Raw genomic sequence first — 16,476 nt, 5'->3', positions numbered from 1 at the left:
CGGACTACCCTTCCACGCGGGCCCGCGCGGGAATCCCCCGGTACCCCGTCCGGTCCTGCGGGCCTTGCCGTGCACGGCCCCTGACGGTGGTTCAGCTACAGCCGCAGTCGCACCCGTCGCAGCCGCAGCCGTCACAGCAGCCGCCGTCCTCGCAGCAGCTGCAGCAGTCACAGCAGCCGCTGCAACCGTCGCACCCGCTGCAGTCCGGGCACGCGTCGCACCAGGCGTCCCGCTTGCGCCGGGACCAGGGGCCGTCGTGCTCCGTGCAGCACAGCTGGCAGGTGCAGAAGAGCCCGATGGACACGGCGCAGCCGGCCAGCAGTCCGCGGCGCGGCTTCTGCGGGGGCGGCGGCGGACCGCCGAAGCCACCACCGCCGCCGCCTCCCCAGCCGGGGCCGCCGGGGCCCATCGGCGGGGCTCCGGGGCCGCTCGGGGCGTAGGGGTTCGCGTTGCCGTTCCCGTACGGGCCGCCGTACGGGGCCCCGTGGACCTGTCCGGCGCCCGGCTCGTAGCCCTGCGGCGGGGCGCCGTGGCCCTGCCCGACGGCATTGGTGGCGGCGTGGGCGCAGCTGCCGGTGCCGAAGGCCCGGTCCACCGAGGTGCGCAGCTCGTGCACCAGCAGCCGGTGGGCCAGCCCCGCGTCGGCGAACTCCGTCTCGCGCAGCGCCAGCCGGATACCGTGCAGGGCGTCGTCGCACAGGCGGCGGGCCTCGGTGAGGGGGGTCCCGGTGGCGGTGAGCGGGTTCCAGGCGCCCGAGGCGGCGTCGGCGGCCTGGTCCTCGACGGCGTCCAGCAGGTGCGCGAGCCTGCCGAAGTAGCGGCCCGCCTCGGCCAGGGGCGCGGCGTTGCCTGGCCGCCCCGCGAGGACCGCGGTATGGGCGAAGGCGGCGGCGGTGGCGGTCTCCGTGGGCTCGGTGACCACGAGGACGGAGGTGCCCGGCCCGGCCAGGGTCTCGATGCCGCCCTGCCGGTCCACGGCGTCGACGAGCACGGCGGTGTCGAAGCCGAGCGAGGCCCCGGTGCGGGCGCCGGCCCGGTCCCAGCCTCGGGCCACCGTGCGCGCCGCGGCGGCTATCGGCGCCCGCGCCAACAGCCCGTCCCGGTCGGCCACGTGGTCGCGCACCTTCGCGGAGGCCAGCACGAGCGAGACGGCGGCGGCAAGCCGCGCGCCCTCGCCGTTGGCCACCGGGGCGGTGCGCATGCCGCGCAGCGGGCAGGGGCCGGCGGTGCGCCGGGCGCCGGGCAGCGGCCCGGACTGAGCCTCCGTCAGAACGGAGACCAGCAGGCCGTCGTAGTTCGTGACGATCCTGGCGAACTGCCCGTGGTCACCGCGAAGTGCCAGGCAGAGACCGCACAGATGAGCCATCCACTCCGTTTTGAACCGCTCACCGAGCCGGTGTGAGCAAGGTCTGACAATGCCGAACAAATTCGGTTCCCCCGTGTGTCATACGCGTGTTTCGGGGGCATCGTATCGAGCCTGGTCGTTCACCCGTCCGTCCCAGCGGCTCACCCGGTCGGCGGCAGTGGTCGTATTTTCACTCAGTCAGCAGCGGTAGCCACCGGGAACCTTGACCGTGCAACGGATGTTCTGCACCAGTCGCGTCACGAAACCCCTGCGCGGCGGCTATCCACTTGGCGCGTTGTCAGCATCATGGACGACCATAGGGGCAGCGGGGAAGAAGACAGACTGGCCACGGTGAAAGGAGGCGTCCATGGGTTCGGTACGCAAGGCGAGTGCCTGGTTGGGTCTCGTGGAGGACAGCGACGACGAGCGGTACTACGACGACGACTACGCGGAGGCGGTGGAGCGCCAGCAGGGTTCCGTTTCGGGACCCGGCGACCAGTGGGTCACCGACCCGCGCGTGCAGGTGGCCTCGGACTCCGCGGTCGAGCAGGGCCGGCGGATCGCGACCGTGACCCCCGACGGCTTCCGTGACGCGCGCGGCATCGGCGAGCTGTTCCGCGAGGGCGTCCCGGTGATCGTGAACCTCTCCTCGATGGACCCGGGCGACGCCAAGCGCGTGGTCGACTTCGCGGCCGGCCTGACCTTCGGCCTGCGCGGCTCGATCGAGCGGGTGGCGACCAGGGTCTTCCTCCTGACCCCGGCCGACACCCAGATCGTCAGCGGTGAGGCGGGCGGCCGGACCCGCGACTTCTTCAACCAGAGCTGAGCGGGGCACTCACCGGAAGGCGTCGAGCCCGGTGAGCGCCTTGCCCAGGACGAGCTGGTGCATCTCGACGGTGCCCTCGTAGGTGAGGACCGATTCGAGGTTGGTGGCGTGTCGCATGACGGGATACTCCAGGGAGATCCCGTTGGCCCCGAGGATCGTCCGCGCGGTACGGCAGATGTCGATGGCCTCGCGGACGTTGTTGAGCTTGCCGAAGCTGATCTGCTCCGGCCGCAGGGTGCCCGCGTCCATCCGCCGGCCCAGGTGGTGGGCGAGCAGGATGCCCTTGTGGAGTTCGAGCGCCATGTCGGCGAGTTTGGCCTGGGTGAGCTGGAAGCCGCCGATGGGCTTGCCGAACTGCTCCCGCGTCCTCGCGTAGTCGAGCGCCGTCTCGAAGGCGGAGCGCGCCGCGCCCATGGAACCCCAGACGATCCCGTACCGCGCGTGGCTGAGGCAGCCCAGTGGTCCCTTGAGCCCGGTGACGCCCGGCAGCACCGCGTCCGCCGGCAGCCGTACGTCGTCCATCACCAGCTCGCTCGTCACCGAGGCGCGCAGCGACCACTTGTGCTTGATCTCCGGCGCCGAGAAGCCCGCCGCGTCGGTGGGGACGGCGAAGCCGCGGATCCCCTCGTCCGTCTGCGCCCAGACCACCGCGACGGCGGCCACCGAGCCGTTGGTGATCCACATCTTGCGCCCGTTGAGCACCCAGTCGCCGCCGTCGCGCTTCGCGTACGTGCGCATCGCGGCCGGGTCGGAGCCCACGTCGGGCTCGGTCAGGCCGAAGCAGCCGATCAGCTCGCCGGCCGCCATGCCCGGCAGCCAGCGCTCCTTCTGCTCCTCGGAGCCGTACTTCCAGATCGCGTACATGGCCAGCGAGCCCTGTACGGAGACCAGCGAGCGGATCCCGGAGTCGGCGGCCTCCAGCTCCAGGCAGGCCAGGCCGTACTGGACGGCGCTCGCGCCCGCACAGCCGTAGCCGGTCAGGGACATGCCGAGGGCGCCGATGGAGCCGAGTTCGCGGGCCAGCTCGCGGATGCCGGGGAGCTCCCCGTCCTCGTACCACTGGGCGATGTGCGGCAGGACCCGGTCGGCGGCCCAGGTGCGGACCGTGTCGCGGACGGCGAGGTCCTCGGGGCTGAGCAGCTCGTCCAGCCCGAGCGGGTCGGTGGGGACGAAGGGAGTCTTCGACGGGGTCTTCGACGCGGACAAGAGGGGCCTCCCGGCAGGCACGTGGGGCGAAACCTAGCGGTGCAAGTTTGTCGTCGGTCCCGCCGCTGGTCCACCCCCGGATTTCCGCCGCGCGCCGCGGCCGGTCCGGGCCGGCGCGGGGTCAGGCGCTGCGGCCGGGCCGTCCGCCGACGGCCGTGTCGTGCTCCGGTCCGCCCGGCGCGGGGTTCCGCGCGGCGGCGTCGGCCTGCGCGGGGAGGCGTACGGCGCCCGCGGTCAGGCCGTCGGCGGCCGGGTCCGCGCAGCCGGCCGGCTCGGCGCCGTCCATGGTGCGGGGCAGTTTCAGCGCCATGACCGCGCCCGCGAGCAGCAGGCCAGCGCTGACCACGAGCGTGACGTGCAACCCGTGCACGAAGGCGTGCCGGGCGGCGGCGTGCAGGGAGTCCCCGGCCGCGCCGCCGAGGTGGGCGGCGACCTGGTAGGCCTCGCCGAGCGAGTGCGCGGCGTCGCGCGCCGCGTCGGCCGGGACGCCGGGGACGTCGCTCAGGCCGGGCGCGTAGGCGGCGTTCATCACGCTGCCGAGCAGGGCGATGCCCATGCCCGCGCCGAGCTGGTACGAGGTCTCGCCTATGGAGGCCGCGCCGCCGGCGGTGTCCGCCGGGGCCTCGCTGAGCATGGACTCGTAGGCCGCGAACAGGGTCGTCTGCAGGCCGAAGCCGAGCAGGACGAACCCGACGGTGAGCAGCACGGGCCGGTCCTGCTGGCCCATCAGCGTCAGCAGCAGGACGGCGGCGGCGGTCAGGACGAAGCCGAGCGAGACCATCGTGCGCGGGCCGACCCGCTGGAGGGTGTACGAACCGGTGGCGCCGGCGGCCATGGCGGCGAAGGTGAGCGGCAGCAGCCGCAGGCCGGTCTCCAGCGGGCTCAGGCGCAGCACCAGCTGGAGGTACTGGACGGCGATCAGCTCCAGGCCGACCAGCGCCAGCATGGCGAGCACGATGCAGCCGACGGAGGTGGAGAACGCGGCGCGGGAGAACATCCGCATGTCGATCAGCGGGTGCTCGCGGCGCTTCTGGCGGCGCACGAAGAGGATCAGCAGCGCCGCGCCGAGCGCCAGGGGCACCAGCGCCTCGGGGTCCAGGAGGTGGCGTTCGGCGCCGAGGTGCTTGACCCCGAGGACCACGCCGAGGACCCCGCCCGCGGCCGTGAGCGCGCCGAGCACGTCCCAGGGTCCGTCCGCCCCGCCCCGGGATTCGGGCAGCAGCCAGCGGCCGAGCGGCAGGGTCAGGGCCATCAGCGGGATGTTGATGAGGAAGACGGAACCCCACCAGTAGTGCTGGACGAGGAAGCCGCCGAGGACGGGGCCGCTGGCCGCGCCGATCGCGGCGACGGCGGTCCAGATGCCGATGGCGAGTGCCCGTTCGCGCCGGTCGGGGAAGACCTGGCGCAGGATCGACAGGGTGGCGGGCATGATCATCGCCCCGCCGATGCCGAGCAGGGCGCGCGCGGCGATCAGGACCTGGGCGTCGTCGGCGAGGGCGGCGATGGCGGAGGCCACGCCGAAGAGGGCGTAGCCGAGGAGCAGGATCCGGCGGCGGCCGACCCGGTCTCCGAGGGTGCCGAAAAGGATCAGGAGCGAGGCGCAGACCAGCGGGTAGGCGTCGACGATCCACAGGAGTTCCACGGCGCCGGGGCGCAGGTCCTCGGTGACGGAGGGCACGGCCACGTGCAGGATCGTCGCGTCGAGCGCGACGAGCACGAGACTGACGCACAGGACGGCCAGGACGACCCACCGGTTGGCACCGCCGGAGGCGGCGCTGATCCGCTGCCGGAGGGAAGGGTTCCCGTCGCCGGTCGTGTGCGTCCCCGACATGCGTGTACCTCCCAGGTGATCCCTCGCACTCGGCGGACCAGCGTCGTTGTGGCGCCGCGGGTGGTGCGCTGGGCGGCGTCCAACGGGGTCCGGCATCGACTCGCGAGTGAAGGGTCAGCGTACGCGAGTTCGCGTGTCCGACACGTGGTCAAGCTCTCATCGCGGCGGCGGCCCCGGTGTGGTGTGCGCCACTCGCCCCGCTGTGTCCTCACCCCTCGGTACACGCCCGGCCACACCCCGTGGTTCTCGTCGGGGGCCCGTCGCCGGGGCGTCGATACTCGTCTGCGTGAGAACCGACCCCACCCACGAGGTGCCCCTGAAGGAACCCGGACCCCGCCGGGCCGCGCCCGCGCTCGCCGCCTTCGCGGCGGTCCGGCTGCTCGGCCTGGGCGTCCTCGGCGTGTGGGGCGCGGTGGCGGGCAGCAGCCCGCACACGCTGCTGTCGGCCCGCTGGGACTCGCTCTGGTACGCCCGCGTCGCCGGTGGCGGGTACGGGTACGAGGTGGTGCTGCCGAACGGGGCCGTCCACTCCAGCCTCGCCTTCTTCCCGTTGCTGCCGTGGCTGGAGAGGCTGCTGGCGGCGGCCACCGGGCTCTCGTACGGTTCCGCGGGCCTGGCGGTCTCGGCGGTGGCGGGGCTCGCCGCCGCGTGGGGCATCTTCGCCGTCGCGGACCTGCTGTACGGGCGCCGGGCCGGGGTGCTGGCGGCGGCGCTGTGGGCGGCGCTGCCGGTCGGGATCGTGCAGTCCATGGCGTACAGCGAGTCGCTGTTCACGGCCCTGGCGGCCTGGGCCCTGTACGCGGTCCTGCGCGGGCGCTGGATCGCGGCGGGCCTGCTCGCGGCCGGCGCGGGGCTGACCCGGCCGGTCGGCGCGGCGGTGGTCGCGGCGGTGTGGGTGGCCGCGGCCCTGGCGTGGCGGCGCGGGGAGCGTTCGTGGCGGACGGCGGCCGGGGTGCTGCTGGCCCCGCTGGGCGCGGCCGCGTACGTGCTGTGGGTGGGCCGGCGGAGCGGCGGCGGGCTGCTGGGGTACCTGGACGTCCAGGCGGGCTGGGGCAACGGCTTCGACGGGGGCTGGGCCTTCGCCCGCTTCGTCGGGGCGCGGCTGGCCTCCTCCGCCTTCGCGGCCGGGCTCGGTCTGGTCGCCGGGGTGCTGCTGGTGCTGTGGCTGTACCGGCTGTGCGTGCGGCAGCGGCAGCCCGCCGCGCTGCTCGTGTACGCCGGGGTCGTGGTGGCCCTCGCCCTGTGCGCCTCCGGGTACTTCGGGTCCAAGCCTCGGCTGCTGCTGCCGGCGTTCCCGTTGCTGCTGCCCGCGGCGGTGGCGCTGGCCCGGTGGCGGACCGGCCGGGCGGCGGTGCTGGGGGCGGTGGCCCTGGCGTCGGCGGTGTACGGGGCGTTCTGGCTGAACGGTTCGGGTCCTCCGTGATCACGGAATGGATCATTCCAATCCATGATTGCGCAAAGGAATTGAACAAAGGCAATAAACTCGGGCCGAGTATGCGGATAATTGCGGGGGCAGCAGTCCCGGAGTTGAATCGGCGGAGTTTCAACAAGCGTCGGAATAGCGGCAATTAAGTTCTGCGTGAGACGCACTCCACATCACATGGTCATCACAAAGCCCGCGATTCGACCGGGCCGCCCTTCGTCGCGCGGTAACGTCGATTGAGTGCGTACCGACCAAATGCTGACCCGTCTGGAGCCGGTGTTCGCCCGGCTGGACCGGGAACCAGAGCGACCGGCTCATCTGCAAACGCCGCGGATGAGCCGGCACCGCGTCGTGCTCCTCGCCGCCCTGCTCGCGTGCTACCTCGCGATCGTCGTGGCCGTGCTGACGACGTCCTGGCTCGTCCGGCTGGACTGGCAGATCATGTTCTTCCGGCCCTACGAGCAGTGGCCGCAGCTGCACGCCTTCCTCGACTACCTCGTCGTGCTCGGCCAGCGCGGACCCACCGCCGTCATGGTCGCGGCCTGGCTCGGGTGGCGCTCCTGGCGCCAGCACACCCTGCGCCCGCTGATCACCCTCGGCGTCGCGCTGCTGCTGCTGAACATCACCGTCGGCTCCGTGAAGCTCGGCCTCGGCCGGCTCGGTCCGCACTACGCCACCCAGATCGGCTCCGCCGAACTCTTCGCGGGCGGCGATATATTTCCTTCCGGCCACACCGCCAACGCCGTCGTGACCTGGGGGATCCTGGCCTATCTGGCCTCCACCACGGTCACCCGGCGGGTGCTGTCCCTGTTCTCCGCCGTCGTCTCGCTGAGCGTCGGGGCCACCACCGTCTACCTCGGCACCCACTGGGTGAGCGACGTCCTGCTGGGCTGGCTCGCGGGTCTGCTGATCATGCTGGCGCTGCCCTGGTTCGAGCCGCTCATCGCCCGCACCGAGGCCTACGTCTTCGAGCTGCGCGAGCTGTGGCGCCGCCGCCTGGAGGAGGGCAGGCTCTCCGCGCCGGTCGCCGCCGCGCTCACCCCGCTGCTCTCCGCGGGCGGGAAGTGGCAGCCCGGGCACTCCGACGACGCGGCGGCCGTCCCGGTCACCGCGTCCGGCGCAGGCGCCGCCGGGCACTCCCCGGCGCTGCGCCCCGCCGGTCACCCGGTCGCCCGCCAGCACGTCATCCGCTCCGAGCGGACCCCTGTCACCCCCGCCGGCAGCCGCCGCCCGGCGCACACCGAACGGGCCGCCGCCCGGGGGGCCTCGGCCCGCCCGGCCGGCTGATCCGCACTCCCGCGGGGACGGTACGCACACCCCCACCCCGCACCACCACGACGGCGGGCCGGTTCACCGAACCGGCCCGCCGTCGCCGTTCATATGCACGGCGCGTCAGCCGCACGCCCAGAGGTTCCTCCGTACCGGGTCACACTTGTGTCACGGGTTGTCGACAGCGGGAGCCCCGCCCGGCATTCTCCGCGTCCCCCGTCCGGAGCAGCTCCCGGAACGCATTCGCATTCCGTCCGAGAGCCGGCGAATTCCGTAAGGGGATTCACGTTCCCGCGCTCCGCTCTCACTCCGCCGCGGGCTCCAGAGCACGGCCGAGAAGGTCGCGCGCACTGCGGATCCGTTCGGTCAGCTCGGGCGGCTCCACCACCTCGAACTCGCACCCGAGCAACATGAGGTGAATGACCAGAACGTCCAGACTCACCGCCCCGGTGCGCAGCAGGCAGCCCTGCCCGTCGAGCGGCTCCAGCGCCCCGTCGGAGGGTCCGATGATCCGCGCCGCCTCCTCGGCCGGCATCCGCAGCCGCACCACGGCGCGGGCCGCGTAGGCGCCTTGCGCCACGCCCCGCGAGACGTACGCGGCGAGGTCCTCGGCGGGTGCCGGGCGCGGGACGAAACGGGGGCCGTGCGGGGGGCGGGGCTCGATCCGGTCCGCGCGGAAGGTGCGCCAGTCCTCGCGGTCGCGGTCCCAGGCGACGAGGTACCAGCGCCGCTCGCTGCAGACCAGCCGGTGCGGCTCCACGGTGCGGCGGCTGACGGTGCCCTCGTGGTCGCGGTACCCGAAGCGCAGCCGCTCGGAGTCCCGGCACACCGCCGCCAGTTCCGTCAGCACCGCCGGGTCGACGGTGTCCCGCGCGGGGCCGCGCAGCATGGGCACGGTGAACTCGTTCAGCGCCGCCACCCTTCCGCGCAGCCGGGAGGGCAGCACCTGCTCCAGCTTGGCCAGGGCCCGTACGGAGGCCTCCCCGATCCCCTCGACGCCGTTCCCGGCGGCCGTCCGCAGCCCGACGGCCACCGCGACGGCCTCGTCGTCGTCCAGCAGCAGCGGCGGCAGCTCGGCCCCCGCCCCGAGCTGGTACCCGCCGCCGGTGCCCGGACTGGCGTTCACGGGGTAGCCGAGCCCCCGCAGCCGGTCGACGTCCCGCCGCACGGTGCGCGGCGTGACCCCGAGGCGTTCGGCGAGATCGGCGCCGGTCCATTCGCGGTGGGCCTGCAGCAGGGACAGCAGGCGCAGCAGCCGTGCGGAGGTATCGAGCATGCCCGCAGTCTCCCCCGTCCCGGCCCCCGCCCGTGACGCGGCACCGCCCGGCTCAGCCCCTCGGCGCGGGGCCCGTCGACCGGGGCGGCGGTGGGGGCGGCGGGGCGGTCGGTGCCGGGGGCGGGGGGTCGGTCGGTGCCGGGGGCGGGGGGTCGGTCGGTGCCGGGGGCGGGGGGTCGGTCGGGAGGGTCAGGAAGAGGCCCACCCGCAGGCGCTCCGGGCGGTCCCCGATCTCCCCCCGGTTCGCCTCGTAGAGGGCCCGCCACCCGCCCCGCACCCGCCTCTTGCGCGCGATCCCCTCCAGCGTCTCCCCGCCCCGCACCACGTGCGCCCGCCCCGCCAGCCCGTACCGCTTCGAGCACACCGGCCACGCCCCCCACCCCTGGGCGCCGAGCAGTTCCTCCGCCACCAGGATCTGCTGGTCCCGGCTCGCCAGGTCCGCCCGCGCCGCGTAGGCGAGACCCCCGTACTCCTCCCACGTCGGCTGCCAGAACTGCAGCCCCCCGTAGAAGCCGTTCCCGGAGTTCACCGCCCACCGCCCGCCGCTCTCGCAGTCCGCGACGCAGTCCCACGGCCACCGCCCGCCCGGCCCGCAGTCCCCCGGCCCGTGCCCGGCGGCGGCGCCCGGCGGGCCGGGCGCCGGGGGCGGCGGCACGACGGCACCACCGGCACCGGCGGCGCCCACGGCACCGGCCGGCACGGGTACGAGCACCAGCACGGCCACGGCGGCGGCAGCCGACACGGCACGCCGGAGGCGGAGTTCGGGCATCGCGTCACGCTACGCGGCCCCCTCCCCGCGCCCGGCCCGCCACGCGGCGCTCCCCCGCGCCCCACCCGGACGGCCGACCTCCGGCCCCTCCCGGAAACGACCAGCAGCGGCCATCAACTGCGCACAAAAAAGCAACAGTTGCCACCAAATGGAAGCGCCGTTCGCCGAGTTCACTCCTTCGGGTGGCCGGTTCGATTCCGTTCCCTCAAACGGCGTGACCCCGGCGACCGCTCCTCCGTTGAGCCCGGCGAGCCGGGAACCCCCCGGCCTCCGCACGAATGAGGAGCCACCCCGTGCCGCGCATGCTCGACGTCAGTCTTGAGGTACGTGCCGAGATCGGTGACGAAGAAGCCGACAGGCTGCTCACCGGCGACGACGCCCCGCGCAGTTACGACTGCACCTCCTGCCGCACCCCCGGCGACCCCGAGACCGACCCCACGAGCACGGTGCTGTTCGTCGGCGAGGAGACCGCGGTGCTGGCCTTCGCCCACGCCGGCTGCATCCCCTCCCAGGTGGTCACGGTCTCCGAGGAGCAGCTCCAGGGCGCCGTCCGCAGCATCACCGGCGACAGCCCGGCCCCGGAGGCCGCCGGCTCCGGCGACGACGCCCCGCAGGCGGTCCCCGGCGGCCAGGCCGTCCTCGGGATCACCAGCGGCCTGGTCCTGATCCGCGGCGAGCTGCACCCGGCCCTGGTCGTCGAGCCGACCGCGCCGATCGCCCGCCCCGGCACCACCGGCCCCGGCGACGACTTCCTGCCGCTCCTCATCGAGCAGGGCTTCATCCCCGTCACGGACACCAACGAGGTCCCCTCCGCGCTCCCCGGCTGGTCCGTGCTCCTGGCCGGCGGCCAGCTGCACGCCGTGCTCCAGCCCGGCGCCGAGGGCGGCCCGCAGGTGGCGTGGTGGCAGGCGCACCAGGCCCTGAGCGTCACCGACGGCTGGCGGGCCGCCGTCAACAAGACCCAGCGCGTGCTCGTCTACGCCGCCCCGGTCGGCTCCATCGGCCAGCAGCCCCGCGAGGACCTGCTCCGCGACGCCCTGGACAAGGCCGCGAGCAACGGCAAGCTGGTCGCCGCCGCCATGCCGCTCGCCGGGACCCCGGGCGCCTGAACCGCCCTTCCCTCCCCACCCCGAAACGACCGCCCGCCCCGCCAGCCGGGGCCGGGCGGTATGCGCCGGGGGTGCGCGGTCCGTCCCGCGCACCCCCGGCGATCTGCGTTTTCCGTCCCGTCACCCCGCATCCGCAGGGCCCCGGGTTCGTTGGCTGATACGTGCATTCATACGACCCCTCCCGCGCCCCGTCCTATCCGAGCAGCGTCCCCCCGATGCGCCCCGCACGGGACCGGGACGTCCCCCCGGCCGCTTCGCACACCCCGATCTACGACACGCTCTACTCGGAGTACCTGCGCGCCTTCCGGGCGCTGCCGGGCGACCGGAGCGGTGAGGAGAACCTCGGCTTCACCGCGTTCTCGTACGGCTCCTCGTACCCCGCGGCCTCGTACGGAGGCTCCTACACCGGCAGCTCGTACGGCAGCGGCTGGAACGGTTCCGCATGGCAGCAGAGCGAGCCCTGGCAGCCCTCGTACGCGCCCGTACCGGCCCCGCAGCCCTCCTACGCCCACGCCGCCGCCCCCGGGTCCGGATACGCCGGCGGGCGGCAGCACCAGTCCGGGATGCAGCACATCCCGGCGGCCCTGCCGCCCGCTCCGCGCCGGGGCTACTGACCCCGGCGGCGCCCCGCTACTTCTTCTTCTTGTACTGCGCGCCGCGCTTCTCGCGGACCCGGACCGAGATGTGGATCGGGGTGCCCTCGAAGCCGAACTCCTCGCGCAGACGGCGCTCGATGAAGCGCCGGTAGCCGTGCTCCAGGAAGCCGGAGGCGAAGAGGACGAACCGCGGCGGCTTGCTGCCCGCCTGGGTACCGAACAGGATGCGGGGCTGCTTTCCGCCGCGGATCGGGTGCGGGTGCGCCGCGACGACCTCGCCGAGGAAGGCGTTCAGCCGGCCGGTGGGGACGCGCGTCTCCCAGCCCGCGAGTGCGGTCTCGATCGCCGGGACCAGCTTCTCCATGTGGCGGCCGGTCAGTGCGGAGACGTTGACCCGGGGCGCCCAGGAGACCTGCTGCATCTCGGTCTCGATCTCGCGTTCGAGGTAGTAGCGGCGCTCCTCGTCGAGCTCGTCCCACTTGTTGTACGCGATCACGATCGCGCGGCCCGCCTCGACGGCCATGGTGATGATGCGCTGGTCCTGGACGCTGATCGTCTCGGTGGTGTCGATCAGGATGACCGCGACCTCCGCCTTCTCGACGGCGGCGGCCGTGCGCAGGGAGGCGTAGTAGTCGGCGCCCTGCTGCAGGTGGACCTTCTTGCGGATGCCCGCGGTGTCCACGAACTTCCAGGTGACGCCGCCGAGTTCGATCAGCTCGTCGACCGGGTCGCGGGTGGTGCCGGCCAGCTCGTTGACGACGACGCGGTCCTCGCGGGCGACCTTGTTCAGGAGGGAGGACTTGCCGACGTTCGGGCGGCCGATCAGGGCGATGCGGCGGGGGCCGCCGAGGGCGGCGCCGCCGAAGGTCTGCTCGGGGGCCTCCGGCAGGGCCTCCAGGACGGCGTCGAGCATGTCGCCCGTACCGCGGCCGTGGAGGGAGGAGACCGGGTGCGGCTGGCCGAGGCCCAGCGACCACAGGGCGGTCGCGTCGGCCTCGCCGCTCTGGCCGTCGACCTTGTTGGCGCAGAGCACGACGGGCTTGCCGGACCGGCGCAGCAGCTTGACGACGGCCTCGTCGGTGTCGGTGGCGCCGACCTTGGCGTCGACGACGAAGACCACCGCGTCGGCGGCCTCGATGGCGTACTCGGCCTGGGCGGCGACGGAGGCGTCGATGCCGAGGACGTCCTGCTCCCAGCCGCCGGTGTCGACGACCTTGAAGCGGCGCCCGGCCCACTCGGCCTCGTAGGTCACGCGGTCGCGGGTGACGCCCGGCTTGTCCTCCACGACGGCCTCGCGGCGGCCGATGATGCGGTTCACCAGGGTCGACTTGCCCACGTTCGGGCGGCCCACGACGGCGAGGACGGGCAGCGGGCCGTGGCCGGCCTCCTCGATCGCGCCTTCGACATCCTCGATGTCGAAGCCTTCCTCCGCGGCGAGCTCCATGAACTCCGCGTACTCGGCGTCGCCAAGTGCTCCGTGGTCGTGCTGGTCGTTCATGAAGTCCGTTCCTCGTCGTTCGTGGTGATCGGTGGCATCCGCGCAGCGCGGGTCCACTACTAGGTCAAGTCTCGCTCAGCGGCCGGTGAGGCGCTTGGCGTCGGCCAGGTGGGCGGTCAGCCGGCCCTGGATGCGTTCGGTGGCCTGGTCCAGCGCGGTGCGCGTGCGCCGCCCGGTGCCGTCCCCGGCGTCGAAGGCGGAGCCGAAGACGACGTCCACCCGGCTCTTCAGCGGCGGCAGGCCCTTGACCAGCCGCCCCCGGGCCTCGGTGCTGCCGAGGACCGCGACGGGCACGATCGGGGCGCCGCTGCGGACCGCGAAGTACGCGAGCCCGGCGCGCAGGGAGGCGAAGTCGCCCTCGCCGCGGGTGCCCTCGGGGAAGATCCCCAGGGCGCCGCCCCGCTCCAGCACCCCGAGCGCGCGGGTGATGGCGGTGCGGTCCGTACCGGTCCGGTCCACCTTCACCTGACCGATCCCCTCCAGGAAGGGGCCGAGGGGGCCGACGTAGGCCTCCTTCTTGATCAGGAAGTGCAGGGGCCGGGGCGCGGTGCCCATGACCATGGGGCCGTCTATGTTGTGGGCGTGGTTCACGGCCAGGATGACGGGGCCGGAGGCGGGCACCTTCCAGGCGCCCAGCACGCGCGGCTTCCACAGCCCGTACATGAGCCCGATGCCGATGCGCCTGCCGACCGCCGCACCCTTGGGGGAGGGCGTACCGCTCACCTGGCGCGCCGCTCTTCGACCAGGGTCACGACGCACTCGATGACCTGGTCGAGGGTGAGCTCGGTGGTGTCCACCTCCACGGCGTCGCCGGCCTTGGCCAGCGGGGAGGTCTTGCGGCCGGAGTCGGCCGCGTCACGCTTGATCAGGGCTTCCTTGGTGGCCGCGAGGTCCGTGGCCTCCTTGCCGCGCAGCTCGCCGCTGCGGCGGGCCGCGCGGGCCTCGGCGGAGGCGGTCAGGAAGATCTTGAGGTCGGCGTCGGGCAGGACGGTGGTGCCGATGTCCCGGCCCTCGACCACGATGCCCTCGGCCTCCCGGGCCGCCTCGGCGGCGATGGAGCGCTGGAGCTCGGTGATCAGGGTGCGCACCTCGGGGACGGCGCTGACGGCGCTGACCTTGGAGGTGACCTCCTGGGTGCGGATCGGGCCGGAGGCGTCCAGGCCGTCGACGGTGATGGTGGGCGCGGCCGGATCCGTACCGGACACGAGGGCGGGCTTGCCCGCGGCGACGGCGATGGCCTGCGGGTCGTCGGTGTCGACGCCGTTGGTGATCATCCACCAGGTGATGGCCCGGTACTGGGCACCGGTGTCCAGGTAGCGGAGCCCGAGCTTGGCGGCCACGGCCTTGGAGGTGCTGGACTTGCCCGTGCCGGAGGGACCGTCGATGGCGACGATCACGGCGGACGGAGCGGCGGTTTCCACGGTGCGGGCACCTTCCTGGTTGCGCGTACGTGTCCGGGCGCGCCAAGAGCGCCCCTCCCCCAGGTTACCGGCCCCCGGCGCCGCCTGACTCCGCCGCGTCCCCGCCCCGTACGGGGGCGGGGGCCACGGTGGATCCCGGGGGCGGTCGGGCTACTGCTGGCGCAGGGCCCAGCCCCGCTCGCGCAGCTCGGCGGTCAGGCCCGCGACGGCGCGGGGCTCGACCATGAGCTGCACCAGACCGGCCTGCTGGCCGGTGGCGTGCTCGATCCGCACGTCCTCGATGTTGACCCCGGCCCGGCCCGCGTCGGCGAAGATCCGCGCCAGCTCGCCGGGCTGGTCGCTGATGAACACCCCGACCGTCTCGTAGGCCGTGGGGGCGGCGCCGTGCTTGCCGGGGACCCGGACCCGGCCCGCGTTGCCGCGCCGCAGGACGTCCTCGATGCCCTCGGCCCCGCCGCGGCGCTTGGCCTCGTCGGCCGACTGGAGTCCGCGCAGGGCCTCGACGGTCTCCTCCAGGTCGGCGGCGATCCCGGACAGGACGTCGGCCACCGGACCAGGGTTCGCCGAGAGGATCTCCACCCACATGCGGGGGTCGGAGGCCGCGATCCGGGTCACGTCGCGGATGCCCTGCCCGCACAGCCGCACGGCCGTCTCGTCCGCCTCCTCCAGGCGCGCCGCGACCATGCTGGACACCAGCTGCGGGGTGTGGGAGACGAGGGCGACCGCCCGGTCGTGCGCGTCGGCGTCCATCACCACGGGGACGGCCCGGCACAGCGCGACCAGTTCCAGCGCCAGGTTCAGCACCTCGTGGTCGGTGTCGCGGGTGGGCGTGAGCACCCAGGGGCGTCCCTCGAAGAGGTCGGCGGTGGCGGCCAGCGGCCCGGAGCGTTCCTTGCCGGCCATGGGGTGGGTGCCGATGTACGCGGAGGTGTCGGCGCCGAGGGCGGCCAGCTCCCGGCGGGGTCCGCCCTTGACGCTGGCGACGTCCACGTAGGCGCGGGCGGTCCCGCGTCCGATCGCGTCGGCCAGGGCGGCGGCGACGTGGGCCGGGGGGACGGCGACGATCGCGAGGTCGACCTGCCCCTCGGGGGCGTCGTCGGTGCCGGCGCCGAGGGCGGCGGCGGTACGGGCCTGTGCCGGGTCGTGGTCGACCAGGTGGACGGCGATCCCGCGGGCGGTCAGGGCGAGCGCCGCGGAGGTGCCGATCAGTCCGGTTCCGATGACGACGGCGGTTCTCACGGGGCGCTCCAGGGTGATCGCGTGACGGCGGGTCCTGACTCAGGGTAGCCACCCGGTGCGCGACGGGGGCCCGGCGGCCGCCCCGTGGGACGGCGGCCGGGCTCCGGCGGGGCCGCTACAGGTTCTGCGCCCTGATGATGTCCTCCAGCGAACCGGACGGGATCTCCCCGCCGGGGCTCAGCTTGTCGACGGCCTGCGGCAGGGACCGCGCGATCTCGTCGGCGGCCTGTTCGGGACTGACGCCGGCCTGTTCGGCGGCCTTCCGCAGGGCGTCGTCCGGCAGGGCCTCGGCGATCTGCGAGCCGCTGACCGGCCGGTTCTCCCCGGTACCGAGCCAGGACTGCGCCTGGTCGGCGAGGCCGGACTTGGTCAGCATGTCCATGAGGCCGCCGAGCGGGTTGTTCCCGCCGCCGCCGGCCTGGGCGCCGCCGGCCTGGGCGCCGCCGCCCCCGCCGCCGAGGGCCCCGAGCAGGGCGCCGAGGATGTTGCCGGCCCCTCCGCCCTGGCCGCCCTGCCCGCCGCCACCGAGGAGTCCGCCGAGCAGGGAGCCCAGGTCATTACCCGCCATGGTCACGCCTTTCGCAGAAGGGCCGGGCAGCACGCCGGCGTCGTACCCGGCTTCGGGACACGGACAATGTCGCCCGGATCGTTACATGTCGCCACCTGAC

At 74.1% G+C, this 16,476-nt stretch carries 15 protein-coding genes; 5 read left to right on the top strand and 10 right to left on the bottom strand.

The window, feature by feature from the left end:
- Window positions 1–91: 91 nt before the first annotated feature.
- Window positions 92–1,426: a DUF5685 family protein gene (locus tag SLAV_RS28660; protein WP_030238458.1), complete on the bottom strand. Its 1,335-nt coding sequence runs from the start codon at window positions 1,424–1,426 to the stop codon at window positions 92–94.
- Window positions 1,427–1,712: 286 nt separating this feature from the next.
- On the opposite strand from SLAV_RS28660, the gene SLAV_RS28655 reads away from it, so the two are divergent.
- A complete protein-coding gene (locus tag SLAV_RS28655; RefSeq protein WP_030238461.1) occupies window positions 1,713–2,171 on the top strand; it encodes a cell division protein SepF in 459 nt (152 codons plus the stop codon).
- Window positions 2,172–2,180: 9 nt separating this feature from the next.
- Here SLAV_RS28655 and SLAV_RS28650 read toward each other — a convergent pair whose 3' ends face one another.
- Both SLAV_RS28650 and SLAV_RS28645 read right to left on the bottom strand, forming a co-directional pair.
- Window positions 2,181–3,377 (bottom strand): acyl-CoA dehydrogenase family protein, encoded by a 1,197-nt coding sequence (locus SLAV_RS28650; RefSeq protein WP_030238464.1) that lies wholly within the window; start codon window positions 3,375–3,377, stop codon window positions 2,181–2,183.
- Window positions 3,378–3,498: 121 nt separating this feature from the next.
- Window positions 3,499–5,208 carry an MFS transporter gene (locus tag SLAV_RS28645; RefSeq protein WP_030238466.1) on the bottom strand — a complete coding sequence of 570 codons (1,710 nt, stop codon included), beginning with the start codon at window positions 5,206–5,208 and terminating at the stop codon, window positions 3,499–3,501.
- Between the two features lie 286 nt (window positions 5,209–5,494).
- On the opposite strand from SLAV_RS28645, the gene SLAV_RS28640 reads away from it, so the two are divergent.
- The gene (locus SLAV_RS28640) at window positions 5,495–6,631 is read left to right on the top strand and encodes a glycosyltransferase family 39 protein (protein WP_234333839.1); all 1,137 of its coding nucleotides are present in this window, start codon (window positions 5,495–5,497) and stop codon (window positions 6,629–6,631) included.
- Between the two features lie 240 nt (window positions 6,632–6,871).
- Window positions 6,872–7,918 carry a phosphatase PAP2 family protein gene (locus SLAV_RS28635; protein WP_078950598.1) on the top strand — a complete coding sequence of 349 codons (1,047 nt, stop codon included), beginning with the start codon at window positions 6,872–6,874 and terminating at the stop codon, window positions 7,916–7,918.
- A gap of 286 nt (window positions 7,919–8,204) precedes the next feature.
- Here SLAV_RS28635 and SLAV_RS28630 read toward each other — a convergent pair whose 3' ends face one another.
- Both SLAV_RS28630 and SLAV_RS28620 read right to left on the bottom strand, forming a co-directional pair.
- Window positions 8,205–9,176 (bottom strand): helix-turn-helix transcriptional regulator, encoded by a 972-nt coding sequence (locus SLAV_RS28630; protein ID WP_030238474.1) that lies wholly within the window; start codon window positions 9,174–9,176, stop codon window positions 8,205–8,207.
- A 52-nt stretch (window positions 9,177–9,228) separates the two neighbouring features.
- On the bottom strand, window positions 9,229–9,945 hold the full coding sequence (locus SLAV_RS28620) for a LysM peptidoglycan-binding domain-containing protein (protein ID WP_100660982.1): 717 nt from the start codon (window positions 9,943–9,945) through the stop codon (window positions 9,229–9,231).
- Between the two features lie 293 nt (window positions 9,946–10,238).
- Here SLAV_RS28620 and SLAV_RS28615 point away from each other — a divergent pair, with 293 nt between their 5' ends.
- Together SLAV_RS28615 and SLAV_RS28610 are read left to right on the top strand one after the other, a co-directional pair.
- Window positions 10,239–11,054 carry a DUF8842 C-terminal domain-containing protein gene (locus SLAV_RS28615; RefSeq protein ID WP_030240209.1) on the top strand — a complete coding sequence of 272 codons (816 nt, stop codon included), beginning with the start codon at window positions 10,239–10,241 and terminating at the stop codon, window positions 11,052–11,054.
- A 215-nt stretch (window positions 11,055–11,269) separates the two neighbouring features.
- Window positions 11,270–11,668, top strand: coding sequence for a hypothetical protein (locus SLAV_RS28610; protein ID WP_234333911.1), 399 nt, complete (start codon window positions 11,270–11,272; stop codon window positions 11,666–11,668).
- 16 nt (window positions 11,669–11,684) lie between these two features.
- Here the strand turns inward: SLAV_RS28610 and der are convergent, their stop codons facing one another.
- The 5 genes from der to SLAV_RS28585 form a co-directional block, all read right to left on the bottom strand.
- Window positions 11,685–13,148, bottom strand: coding sequence for a ribosome biogenesis GTPase Der (der, locus tag SLAV_RS28605; protein ID WP_030240212.1), 1,464 nt, complete (start codon window positions 13,146–13,148; stop codon window positions 11,685–11,687).
- A 75-nt stretch (window positions 13,149–13,223) separates the two neighbouring features.
- Entirely contained in the window at window positions 13,224–13,811 is a 588-nt protein-coding gene (locus SLAV_RS28600; RefSeq protein WP_234333914.1) for a lysophospholipid acyltransferase family protein, read from the bottom strand.
- Between the two features lie 56 nt (window positions 13,812–13,867).
- Window positions 13,868–14,569 (bottom strand): (d)CMP kinase, encoded by a 702-nt coding sequence (cmk, locus tag SLAV_RS28595; protein ID WP_030240215.1) that lies wholly within the window; start codon window positions 14,567–14,569, stop codon window positions 13,868–13,870.
- Window positions 14,570–14,719: 150 nt separating this feature from the next.
- On the bottom strand, window positions 14,720–15,808 hold the full coding sequence (locus SLAV_RS28590) for a prephenate dehydrogenase (RefSeq protein ID WP_030240218.1): 1,089 nt from the start codon (window positions 15,806–15,808) through the stop codon (window positions 14,720–14,722).
- A 115-nt stretch (window positions 15,809–15,923) separates the two neighbouring features.
- A complete protein-coding gene (locus tag SLAV_RS28585) occupies window positions 15,924–16,376 on the bottom strand; it encodes a YidB family protein (protein ID WP_030240221.1) in 453 nt (150 codons plus the stop codon).
- Between the last annotated feature and the right edge of the window lie 100 nt (window positions 16,377–16,476).

It is taken from the genome of Streptomyces lavendulae subsp. lavendulae (genome assembly GCF_002803845.1).
GTDB lineage: Bacteria > Actinomycetota > Actinomycetes > Streptomycetales > Streptomycetaceae > Streptomyces > Streptomyces lavendulae.
This window is presented reverse-complemented; position numbering and strand designations above follow the sequence as displayed.